This window comes from Streptomyces sp. UH6 (genome assembly GCF_013421635.1).
In the GTDB taxonomy this organism is placed as follows: Bacteria; Actinomycetota; Actinomycetes; order Streptomycetales; family Streptomycetaceae; genus Streptomyces; species Streptomyces abyssomicinicus.
In genome coordinates, this window is the sequence record NZ_JACADT010000076.1 from 1 (window position 1) to 11,841 (window position 11,841).

The window sequence follows — 11,841 nt, forward strand, 5'->3', positions numbered from 1 at the left end:
GACGACCCCGGGGTGACGGCGCTGCGGACGCGGTTCACCGTCTCCGCCGTCCTGGCGGCGCCGGTGGTGCTGCTGGCGATGGTCCCGGCGCTGCAGTTCGACAACTGGCAGTGGCTCTCCCTCACCCTGGCCGCCCCGGTCGTGGTGTGGGGGGCGCTGCCCTTCCACCGCGCCGCCTGGACCAACGCCCGGCACGGCGCGGCCACCATGGACACGCTGGTCTCGCTGGGCACGCTCGCGGCGTTCGGCTGGTCGCTGTGGGCGCTCTTCCTCGGTGACGCGGGCATGCCCGGCATGCGGCACGAGTTCAGCCTGACCGTCTCCCGCGGCGAGGCCTCCGGGACGCTCTACCTGGAGGTGGCGGCCGGGGTCACCGCGCTGATCCTGCTGGGCCGCTGGCTCGAGGCCCGCTCCAAGCGGCGCGCCGGGGCGGCGCTGCGGGCGCTGATGGAACTCGGCGCCAAGGACGTCGCGGTGCTGCGCGACGGCCGCGAGGTGCGGATCCCGGTGGACGCGCTGGCGGTCGGCGACCGGTTCGTGGTGCGGCCGGGCGAGAAGGTGGCCACCGACGGCGTGGTGGTCGAGGGCTCGTCCGCGGTGGACGCCTCCCTGCTGACCGGCGAGTCCGCGCCGGTGGACGTCTCGGTGGGCGACCCGGTCACCGGCGCCACCGTCAACGCGGGCGGCCGGATCGTCGTCGAGGCGGCCCGGGTGGGATCGGACACCCGGCTGGCCCGGATGGCGAAGCTGGTCGAGGAGGCGCAGAGCGGCAAGGCCGAGGTGCAGCGGCTGGCCGACCGGATCTCGGGGATCTTCGTCCCCGTGGTGCTGCTGATCGCGCTGGGCACGCTCACCGCCTGGCTGCTGGTGGACGGCGGGGTCACCGCCGCGTTCACCGCGGCGGTGGCGGTGCTGATCATCGCCTGCCCCTGCGCGCTGGGCCTGGCCACGCCGACGGCGCTGATGGTCGGCACCGGGCGCGGCGCCCAGATGGGCATCCTGATCAAGGGCCCCGAGGTGCTGGAGTCGACCCGCCGGGTGGACACCGTGGTGCTGGACAAGACCGGCACGGTCACCACCGGTTCGATGACGCTGCACGGGACACACCCCGCCGACGGGGTCGAGGAGCGGGAGCTGCTGCGCCTGGCGGGCGCGGTGGAGCACGCCTCCGAGCACCCGGTGGCGCGGGCGATCGCCGCCGGCGCCGAGGAGCGGGTGGGCGCGCTGCCCTCCGTGGAGGGGTTCGCCAATCTGCCCGGACGGGGCGTGCGGGGGCGTGTCGAGGGGCGTGAGGTGACCGTCGGCCGGCTCACGGCGGACGGGCCGGCCCCGGAGTTGCCTCAGACGCTGGCGCGGGCCAAGGACGCCGCGGAGAGCGCCGGGCGCACCGCGGTGGTGGTCTCCTGGGACGGCGCGCCGCGTGGTGTGCTGGCGGTCGCCGACACCGTGAAGGAGACCAGTGCCGAGGCGGTGGCCGAGTTGCGCCGACTGGGGCTGCGTCCGGTGCTGCTGACCGGTGACAACCGGAGGGCCGCGGTCTCGGTGGCGCGCGCGGTGGGCATCGAGGAGACCGACGTCCTCGCCGAGGTGCTTCCCGAGGACAAGGTGGAGGCGGTGCGCCGGCTCCAGGCCGAGGGACGCACGGTCGCCATGGTGGGTGACGGCGTCAACGACGCGGCGGCGCTGGCCGCGGCGGACCTGGGCCTGGCCATGGGCACCGGCACCGACGCGGCGATCGAGGCGGGCGACCTGACGCTGGTCCGGGGCGACCTGCGGGTGGCGGCGGACGCGATCCGGCTCTCCCGGCGCACGCTGGCGACCATCAGGGGCAACCTGTTCTGGGCCTTCGGCTACAACGTGGCGGCGCTGCCGCTGGCGGCGGCCGGGCTGCTGAACCCGGTGATCGCGGGCGGCGCGATGGCCTTCTCGTCGGTCTTCGTGGTCAGCAACAGCCTGCGGCTGCGCGGCTTCGGCCGGAAGGCGTGAAAGCGGCAGGTGGCGGGGGCGTCCGGCCGGGCCGGGCGGCCCCGCCACCTGGCCGGAAAACCGCTTGCGGCAAATCCGCCGACCTCTGGATCTGTCACCTGTTCCTCACATAAGCTCTTCACAAGTCTCACGCAGTATCTTCAAGCGCCGCCGTACGGCCCCACGCCGGACGCCGGCCGCGGACGGGAAGCCGCGAGAGATGCAGATCACAGTGGGGTCAACGTAACCCTTGGAGCCGTTCGAGGGTCTAAGTTGGCAGTGCCGGAAGCATCTTGGGGGGTGCGACCGGTGACTGCGGGGACGTCTTGGGGGACGTCTCCGGAGCTGCGTTGCCGGGGCACGTGCAACCGGGGAGCTTTGAGCGGCCCCCCCGAAGGTGCGGGTCCCGGCAGACCGCACACCGCGTGCCGCCCACGGCGGCGCGCGCAGCGATTCAGGCGCTGCCCGCAGACGCCCGGGCCCGGATCCCGTGGGGGGAATCCGCTCCGGGGCACAGGAGGGCGCCCTGTACTCCGGCCCGTGGGGGGACCGGCGGCAGGGCGCCCTTCGTTTTTCTCCGCGCTTCTACCTCCGCGCGTGCGCACGGCGCCTCTTCTTCCGCGCGTGCGCACGGCCGCCGCGGCCTCCGCCGCCTCGGCACGGCGAAGCCGCCCCGGCGAGGCCGGGGCGGCTCCTGTGAGGCATGGGGCGGGCCGAGGTCAGCCGCGCTCCTCCACCGGGACGAAGTCGCGCTCGACGATGCCCGTGTAGATCTGGCGCGGGCGGCCGATGCGGGAACCCGGCTCCTTGATCATCTCGTGCCACTGCGCGATCCAGCCCGGCAGGCGGCCCAGCGCGAAGAGCACGGTGAACATCTCGGTCGGGAAGCCCATCGCCCGGTAGATCAGACCCGTGTAGAAGTCCACGTTCGGGTACAGGTTGCGGGCGACGAAGTACTCGTCGGAGAGCGCGTGCTCCTCGAGCTTCAGCGCGATGTCCAGCAGCTCGTCGGACTTGCCGAGCGCCGAGAGGACGTCGTGCGCCGCGGCCTTGATGATCTTGGCGCGCGGGTCGAAGGACTTGTACACCCGGTGGCCGAAGCCCATCAGGCGGACGCCGTCCTCCTTGTTCTTCACCTTGCGGATGAAGGCGTCGACGTCGCCGCCGTTGGCCTGGATGCCCTCGAGCATCTCCAGCACCGACTGGTTGGCGCCGCCGTGCAGCGGGCCCCAGAGGGCGCTGATGCCGGCCGAGATGGAGGCGAACATGTTCGCCTGCGAGGAGCCGACCAGGCGGACCGTGGAGGTGGAGCAGTTCTGCTCGTGGTCCGCGTGCAGGATCAGCAGCTTGTCGAGCGCCGAGACCACGACCGGGTCGAGCTCGTACTCCTCCGCCGGCACGGAGAACGTCATGCGCAGGAAGTTCTCGACGTAGCCGAGGTCGTTGCGCGGGTAGACGAACGGGTGGCCGACCGACTTCTTGTACGCGTGGGCCGCGATCGTCGGAAGCTTGGCGAGCAGGCGGATGGTGGAGAGGTGCCGCTGCTTCTCGTCGAACGGGTTGTGGCTGTCCTGGTAGAAGCTGGACAGCGCGGAGACCACCGAGGACAGCATGGCCATCGGGTGGGCGTCCCGCGGGAAGCCGCGGAAGAAGTTCTTGACGTCCTCGTGCAGCAGGGTGTGCTGCGTGATCTCGTTCTTGAACGTCGTCAGCTCGTCGACGGTCGGAAGCTCACCGTTGATCAGCAGGTAGGCGACCTCCAGGAAGGTCGACCGCTCCGCGAGCTGCTCGATCGGATAGCCGCGGTAGCGCAGGATGCCCTGCTCACCGTCCAGGTAGGTGATCGCGGATTTGTACGCCGCGGTGTTGCCGTAACCGCTGTCCAGTGTCACCAGGCCGGTCTGAGCCCGGAGCTTCGCGATGTCGAAGCCCTTGTCACCGACGGTGCTGTCGACCACCGGGTAGGTGTACTCGCCGTCGCCGTACCGCAGTACTACAGAGTTGTCGCTCACGTCTTCCCTCACCGACCTAGTCCTCATCTTCGAGGTGCCCTGACCGCCTCTACCTTCCCCCAACTGGCTCTGGCGAGTGCACTCGGGGTCGACCATCGGGCCCATCGGCGGCACTCAGTGCCGTCAACCTGTTCATCCTGCCCGTCTTGGGCGGGATGCGGAAGGTCCCTGTGACCTTTGCGACCCATTTGATCGATCATTTTTATCGAAAAGATTCCTCACTCCGGCGGGCGGGGTGCCGAGAGCCGCCCCGAGAGCCGGAAATCCAGCGCCGTGCACCGCCGGCCGGCCGACACGGTGCGCACCGCCTGACTGATGGCTTTGCGCGAGCCAACGAGGACGACGAGCTTCTTGGCGCGGGTCACCGCCGTGTAGAGCAGGTTCCGCTGGAGCATCATCCAGGCGCCGGTGGTCACCGGGATCACCACGGCCGGATACTCGCTGCCCTGCGAGCGGTGGATGGTCACCGCGTAGGCGTGGGCCAGTTCGTCGAGTTCGTCGAAGTCGTAGGGCACCTCCTCCTCCTCGTCGGTGAGCACCGTCAGCCGCTGCTCGTCGGGGTCGAGCGAGGTGACGACGCCGACCGTGCCGTTGAACACCCCATTCTTCCCCTTTTCATAATTGTTACGGATCTGTGTGACTTTGTCCCCCACGCGGAAGACGCGGCCGCCGAACCGCTTCTCCGGCAGACCGGGGCGGGCCGGGGTGACCGCCTGTTGCAGCAGCCCGTTGAGCGCGCCCGCTCCCGCCGGGCCGCGGTGCATCGGGGCGAGCACCTGCACGTCGCGGCGGGGGTCGAGGCCGAACCGGGCGGGCAGCCGGCGGGCGGCGACGTCGACGGTGAGACGGCCCGCCTCCTCCGTGTCGTCCTCGACGAAGAGGAAGAAGTCCTTCAGCCCGTCGGTGACCGGGTGCTGTCCCGCGTTGATCCGGTGGGCGTTGGTGACCACGCCGGACTGCTGGGCCTGGCGGAACACCCTGGTGAGGCGGACGGAGGGGACCGGGCTGCCGTCGGCCAGCAGGTCGCGCAGCACCTCACCGGCGCCGACGCTGGGGAGCTGGTCCACGTCCCCCACGAAGAGCAGGTGGGCGCCGGGGGCGACCGCCTTGACGAGCTTGTTGGCGAGCAGCAGGTCCAGCATGGAGGCCTCGTCGACGACGACCAGGTCGGCGTCGAGGGGGCGGTCCTGGTCGTAGGCGGCGTCACCGCCGGGCTTGAGCTCGAGCAGCCGGTGGACCGTGGAGGCCTCGGCGCCGGTGAGCTCGGCGAGCCGCTTGGCGGCCCGGCCGGTGGGCGCGGCCAGCACCACCTTGGCGCGCTTGGCGCGAGCCAGCTCCACGATCGAGCGGACCGTGAACGACTTGCCGCAGCCCGGCCCGCCGGTGAGCACGGCGGCCTTCTCGGTCAGCGCCAGCCGGACGGCGGCCTCCTGCTCGGGCGCCAGGTCGGCGCCGGTCCGGGTGCGCAGCCAGTCGAGCGCCTTGCCCCAGTCGACGCCCTGGAACCAGGGCATCCGGTCGTCCTCGGCGCGCAGCAGCCGCAGCAGCCGGGAGGCCAGCGCCTGCTCCGCACGGTGGAACGGGACCAGGTAGACGCCGGTGACGAGACCGTCGCCGGTCCCCGCGCCGCCGTCCGGTCCGGGGACCTTCTCGCGGACCACCCCCGGCTCCTCGCCGTCCGGTCCCGGCCCGGCCAGCTCGGACAGGCACTCGATGACCAGGCCGGTGTCGACCTGGAGCAGCTTGACGGCGTCGGCGATCAGGCGCTCCTCGGGGAGGAAGCAGTTGCCCTGGTCGGCGGACTGGGAGAGCGCGTACTGGAGGCCCGCCTTGACGCGCTCGGGGCTGTCGTGGGGTATGCCGACGGACTGCGCGATCTTGTCGGCGGTGAGGAAGCCGATGCCCCAGACGTCGGCGGCGAGCCGGTAGGGCTGGTTCCGCACCACGGAGATGGAGGCGTCGCCGTACTTCTTGTAGATGCGCACCGCGATGGAGGTCGACACCTCGACGGTCTGGAGGAAGAGCATCACCTCCTTGATCGCCTTCTGCTCCTCCCACGCCGCGGCGATCCGGCGCGTGCGCTTGGGGCCGAGGCCGGGGACCTCGACGAGGCGGTCCGGCGACTCCTCGATGACCGTGAGGGTGTCCAGGCCGAAGTGGCGCGTGATGCGGTCGGCGAAGACCGGACCGATGCCCTTGACGAGGCCGGAGCCGAGGTAGCGGCGGATGCCCTGGACCGTGGCGGGCAGGACGGTGGTGTAGTTCTCGACGTGGAACTGCTTGCCGTACTGGGGGTGGGAGCCCCAGCGGCCCTCCATGCGCAGCGACTCCCCGACCTGCGCGCCGAGCAACGCGCCGACGACGGTGAGGAGTTCACCCGGGCCCGAGCCGCGGCCGGTGTCCACCCGGGCGACGGTGTAGCCGTTCTCCTCGTTGGCGTACGTGACGCGTTCGAGCACGCCTTCGAGCACGGCGGGCTTGCGGACGGGCTCAGTTGCCATGGTCCGACGTTACCGCCGCGGGACGACAGTGCCGCGGGGCCTGTGGAAAACCGGGGAGGAACGGGCGGTCAGCTCTTGCGGGCGACGTCGCGGGCCCACAGGACGAGGGGGATCTGGAGGGGGAGCCTGCCGTACGCGGCGGCCTTGAGCGGGGCGGGGCGGTGGCGCCAGTCCCGGGCCATCTTCACGTTGGCGGGGAAGACGCCGACGAAGAAGGCGGTGGCGGCCATGGCGGCCGTGCGCCGCGTGCGGGGCGCGGCCAGACCGGCGGCCAGGGCGAGTTCGACGGCGCCGCTGGCATAGGTCCAGGCACGGGCGGAGCCGGGCAGGCTCCCGGGGACGATGCCGTCGAAGACGCGGGGGCGGGCGAAGTGGGCGGCGCCGGCCGTGGCGAGGAGGGCGGCGAGGGCGAGGGGCGAGCGGGACATCGAGTACTCCTCCGAGGGTCTCCTCCGAACGGGACGCCGCGATGCTACTCGCCGGTAAGGGCTGAGCGGCGGCGATCGCGGCAATCGCCGCCGACCCGCCTCGCTCACCCATGATCACTACTGCTCACATGAGCGAGCTATGTCACAAACCCGGGTCAGGGTCTTGTCATCCGACCGTGTAATCGTTTCCAATCCCTCTTGTAATCGTTTCCACAAGGAGGTGGAACCGCGGATGCCTGGCATCAAGGATGTCGCCGCGCGCGCCGGTGTCTCCGTCGCCACCGTGTCACGGGCGCTCAACCGCCACCCGTCGGTGAGCGAGGAGGCCCGCGCCAGGGTGCTGGCCGCGGTCGAGGAGCTGGGGTACCGCCCCAACGCCGTCGCCCGGTCCCTGCGCACCGACCAGACCCGCACCGTGGGGCTGGTGATCAGCGACGTGATGAACCCCTACTTCACCGAGCTCGCCAGGGCCGTGGAGGAGGAGGCGCGCGCCCTCGGCTACAGCGTGATCATCGGGAACGCCGACGAGCGTCCCGAGCTCCAGGACCACCACATCCGCAATCTGGTGGACCGCCGGATCGACGGTCTGCTGGTCTCCCCCACCGACGGCGGCACCCCGCTGCTGCTGGACACCGCGCGCGCCGGGACCCCCGTGGTCTTCGTGGACCGGTGGATCCCCGGCGCCGACGACGTGGACGTCCCGGTGGTCCGCTCCGACGGCCGCGGCGCCGTCCGGGACCTGGTCGCCCACCTCCACCGCCTCGGTCACCGCCGGCTCGCCATCATCGCGGGCCCCGCGGCCACCACCACCGGCAGCGAGCGCGTCGAGGCGTTCCGCGAGGCGCTCGCCACGCACGGACTGGAGCTGCCCGACGCCTACATCGGCCAGGGCGACTTCCAGGCCGACAGCGGCCGCCGTGCCACCGAGCGCTTCCTCGACCTGCCCAAGCCCCCCGAGGCCGTCTTCGCCGCCGACAACCTGATGGCGCTGGGCGCCCTGGACGCCGTGCGCGCGCGGGGCCTGCGGGTGCCGGAGGACATCGCGCTGGCGGCCTTCGACGACATCCCCTGGTTCGTCCACACCGGCCCCCCGGTGACCGCGATCGCCCAGCCGACCGGCGAGCTCGGCCGCGCGGCCGTGCGCGCCCTCGTCGACCGCATCGAGGGCCGGACCGCCCGGTCCGTCACCCTCCCCGCCCGGCTCGTCGTACGCCGCTCGTGCGGCGAGGACGGCGAGACCCATCCCCAGAAGAGGAGCGACCCGTGAGCGACACGGACGAGTTGCTGCGCATCGAAGGAGTGCGCAAGGCCTTCCCCGGCGTGGTCGCGCTCGACGGCGTCGACTTCGACCTGCGGCGCGGCGAGGTGCACGTGCTGCTCGGTGAGAACGGCGCGGGCAAGAGCACGCTGATCAAGACGCTCTCCGGCGCCCACCGCCCGGACGAGGGCCGGATCCTGGTCGACGGCCGGGAGGTGACGATCGGCAGCGCGCAGGACGCCGAGAAGCTCGGCATCGCGACCATCTACCAGGAGTTCAACCTGGTCCCGGACCTGACCGTGGCCGAGAACATCTTCCTGGGCCGCCAGCCCCGCCGGTACGGCATGATCGACCGCCGCCGCATGGAGGCCGAGGCCGCCGAGCTGCTGGAGCGGGTCGGCGTGCCGGTCTCGCCGCGTGCCCGGGTGCGTGACCTGGGCATCGCCCGCCTCCAGATGGTGGAGATCGCCAAGGCGCTCAGCCTGGACGCCCGGGTGCTGATCATGGACGAGCCGACCGCGGTGCTCACCTCGGAGGAGGTGGAGAAGCTGTTCTCCATCGTCCGCCGGCTGCGCGAGGACGGCGTCGGCGTCGTCTTCATCACCCACCACCTGGAGGAGATCGCCGCACTCGGCGACCGCGTCACCGTCATCCGCGACGGCCGCAGCGTCGGCCGGGTCCCGGCCTCCACCCCGGAGGCCGAGCTGGTGCGCCTGATGGTGGGCCGCTCCATCGAGCAGCAGTACCCGCGCGAGCGGGCCGCGGCCGGCGAGCCGCTGCTGCGGGTGGCGGGGCTGACCCGGGACGGCGTCTTCCACGACGTCTCCTTCGAGGTCCGCGCCGGTGAGGTCGTCGGCGTCGCCGGCCTGGTCGGCGCGGGCCGCACCGAGGTGGTGCGCGCCGTCTTCGGCGCCGACCCCTACGACGCGGGCTCGGTGACGGTGGCGGGCGAGGCGGTGCGCCGGCACGACGTCAACGCCGCGCTGGACGCCGGGATCGGGCTGATCCCCGAGGACCGCAAGGGCCAGGGCCTGGTGCTCGACGCCTCGGTGGCGGAGAACCTGGGCCTGGTCACCCTCCGGTCGTCGACGAAGGCCGGGCTGGTGGACCGCAAGGGCCAGCGGCGGGCCGCCGGGCGGATCGCCGAGCAGCTCGGCGTCCGGATGGCCGGTCTCGACCAGCAGGTGCGCACCCTGTCCGGCGGCAACCAGCAGAAGGTCGTCATCGGCAAGTGGCTGCTCGCCGACACCCGGGTGCTGATCCTCGACGAGCCGACCCGCGGCATCGACGTGGGCGCCAAGGTCGAGATCTACCAGCTCATCAACGAACTCACGGCCGCCGGAGCGGCGGTCCTGATGGTCTCCAGCGACCTGCCCGAGGTGCTCGGCATGAGCGACCGGGTCCTGGTGATGGCCCAGGGCCGGATCGCGGGCGAACTGCCCGCCGACGAGGCGACCCAGGACGCGGTGATGGCTCTCGCCGTCTCCCCGCAGTCCACGAACACCACCGGCGACGAGGCCGGCGACGAGGAAGGGAAGGCCCCCCGTGGCCACTGACACGCTCAAGAGCAAGCCGGGCGCGAGTGGCGCCGGCGGCCTGCGCCGCATTCTTCTCGACAACGGCGCGCTGACCGCGCTGATCGTCCTGGTCGTCGCCATGTCGGCGCTGTCCGGCGACTTCCTGACGGCGGACAACCTGCTGAACATCGGCGTCCAGGCGGCGGTCACCGCCATCCTGGCGTTCGGCGTCACCTTCGTCATCGTCTCGGCGGGCATCGACCTGTCGGTGGGCTCGGTGGCCGCGCTGTCGGCGACCGTGCTGGCGTGGACGGCGACCTCCGAGGGCGTGCCGGTGTGGATCGCCGTGATCCTCGCGGTCGCCACCGGTCTGGCCTGCGGCCTGGTCAACGGCGTGCTGATCTCCTACGGGAAGCTGCCGCCGTTCATCGCCACCCTGGCCATGCTGTCGATCGCCCGCGGTCTGTCGCTGGTGATCTCGCAGGGCAGCCCGATCCCGTTCCCGGACTCGGTCTCGCACCTCGGTGACACCCTCGGCGGCTGGCTGCCGGTGCCGGTCCTGGTGATGATCGTCATGGGTCTGATCACGGCGCTGGTGCTGGGCCGCACCTACATCGGCCGCTCCATGTACGCCATCGGCGGCAACGAGGAGGCCGCGCGCCTCTCCGGCCTGAAGGTCAAGAAGCAGAAGCTGGCGATCTACGCCCTGTCCGGACTGTTCGCCGCCGCGGCGGGCATCGTGCTGGCCTCCCGCCTCTCCTCCGCGCAGCCGCAGGCCGCGCAGGGCTACGAGCTGGACGCGATCGCGGCGGTCGTCATCGGCGGCGCCTCGCTGGCCGGCGGCGTCGGCAAGGCCTCCGGCACCCTGATCGGCGCGCTGATCCTGGCCGTGCTGCGCAACGGCCTCAACCTGCTCTCCGTCTCCGCCTTCTGGCAGCAGGTCGTCATCGGCGTGGTCATCGCGCTCGCCGTCCTGCTCGACACCGTCCGCCGCAAGGCGGGCGCCACCCCGGCGGCGGCCGGTGCGGCGGGCGGCGGCAACCGCGGCAACCGCGGCAAGCAGGCGCTGACCTACCTGCTGGCCGCCGTGGTCGCGGCGGCGGTGGTGGCCGCGATGTCCTTCCTGCACAACGGCTCCGACCAGGCCGCCAAGCAGAAGGTGGGCCTGTCGCTCTCCACCCTGAACAACCCGTTCTTCGTCCAGATCCGCCAGGGCGCGGAGCAGGAGGCGAAGAAGCTGGGCGTGGACCTGACCGTCACCGACGCGCAGAACGACGCGTCCCAGCAGGCCAACCAGCTGCAGAACTTCACCAGCTCCGGCCTGTCCACCATCGTGGTCAACCCGGTCGACTCGGACGCGGCGGGCCCGTCGGTCCGCTCGGCCAACAAGGCGGACATCCCGGTGGTGGCCGTGGACCGCGGCGTCAACAAGGCGGAGATCGACGCGCTGGTCGCCTCGGACAACGTCGAGGGCGGCCGGATGGCGGCCCGTGCGCTGGGCGAGAAGCTGGGCGGCGAGGGCACCATCGTGATCCTCCAGGGCCAGGCGGGCACCTCCGCCAGCCGTGAGCGCGGCCAGGGCTTCGCCGAGGGGCTCGAGGAGTTCCCGGGCATCGAGGTCGTCGCCAAGCAGCCCGCGGACTTCGACCGCACCAAGGGCCTGGACGTCATGAGCAACCTGCTGCAGGCGCACCCCGACATCGAGGGCGTGTTCGCCGAGAACGACGAGATGGCGCTCGGCGCCGCCAAGGCGCTCGGTGCGAAGGCCGGCAAGGACGTGCAGGTCGTCGGCTTCGACGGCACCCCGGACGGTCTCCAGGCCGTCGAGGCGGGCACCCTCTACGCCTCGGTCGCCCAGCAGCCCACCGAGCTGGGCAGGATCGCGGTGCGCAACGCGCTGGACGCCGCGCAGGGCAAGGACCTCAAGGACCTGGTCAAGGTGCCGGTGAAGGTCGTCACCAAGGAGAACGTCGGCTCGTTCGGCGGCTGACGGTCCGAGTGGTCCGAGTGAGGGAGACAGTGATGTACGACTACGACCTGGTGGTCGTCGGTTCGGCCAACGCCGACCTGGTGATCGGCGTCGAGCGCCGGCCCGCCGCCGGTGAGACGGTGCTCGGCTCCGACCTGGCCGTCCACCCGGGCGGCAAGGGCGCCAACCAG

Annotated in this window: 7 protein-coding genes and 1 pseudogene; 5 read left to right on the forward strand and 3 right to left on the reverse strand. The window is 71.9% G+C overall.

Features of this window, described 5'->3' with window-relative positions; all coding sequences use genetic code 11:
• Positions 1-1,986, forward strand: a 1,986-nt coding sequence (locus tag HW445_RS07380) for a copper-translocating P-type ATPase (RefSeq protein ID WP_180220222.1), incomplete at its 5' end; no start/stop codon positions are given.
• A gap of 698 nt (positions 1,987-2,684) precedes the next feature.
• On the opposite strand, the gene HW445_RS07385 is transcribed toward HW445_RS07380, so the two are convergent.
• The 3 genes from HW445_RS07385 to HW445_RS07395 form a co-directional block, all read right to left on the reverse strand.
• Positions 2,685-3,977 carry a citrate synthase gene (locus HW445_RS07385; protein WP_151774982.1) on the reverse strand — a complete coding sequence of 431 codons (1,293 nt, stop codon included), beginning with the start codon at positions 3,975-3,977 and terminating at the stop codon, positions 2,685-2,687.
• A gap of 218 nt (positions 3,978-4,195) precedes the next feature.
• Entirely contained in the window at positions 4,196-6,478 is a 2,283-nt protein-coding gene (locus tag HW445_RS07390) for an ATP-dependent RecD-like DNA helicase (RefSeq protein ID WP_180220223.1), read from the reverse strand.
• Between the two features lie 68 nt (positions 6,479-6,546).
• Entirely contained in the window at positions 6,547-6,906 is a 360-nt protein-coding gene (locus tag HW445_RS07395; protein ID WP_180220224.1) for a hypothetical protein, read from the reverse strand.
• Positions 6,907-7,138: 232 nt separating this feature from the next.
• Here HW445_RS07395 and HW445_RS07400 point away from each other — a divergent pair, with 232 nt between their 5' ends.
• The 4 genes and pseudogenes from HW445_RS07400 to HW445_RS07415 all read left to right on the forward strand — a co-directional run.
• Positions 7,139-8,173, forward strand: coding sequence for a LacI family DNA-binding transcriptional regulator (locus HW445_RS07400; RefSeq protein ID WP_180220225.1), 1,035 nt, complete (start codon positions 7,139-7,141; stop codon positions 8,171-8,173).
• Positions 8,170-9,720: a sugar ABC transporter ATP-binding protein gene (locus tag HW445_RS07405; protein ID WP_180220226.1), complete on the forward strand. Its 1,551-nt coding sequence runs from the start codon at positions 8,170-8,172 to the stop codon at positions 9,718-9,720. The genes HW445_RS07400 and HW445_RS07405 overlap by 4 nt, the downstream gene beginning before the upstream one ends.
• Positions 9,710-11,671, forward strand: a complete 1,962-nt coding sequence (locus tag HW445_RS07410; RefSeq protein WP_180220227.1) for a substrate-binding domain-containing protein — start codon at positions 9,710-9,712, stop codon at positions 11,669-11,671. The genes HW445_RS07405 and HW445_RS07410 overlap by 11 nt, the downstream gene beginning before the upstream one ends.
• Before the next feature lie 32 nt (positions 11,672-11,703).
• A pseudogene (locus HW445_RS07415) lies at positions 11,704-11,841 on the forward strand (ribokinase); the annotation flags it as partial.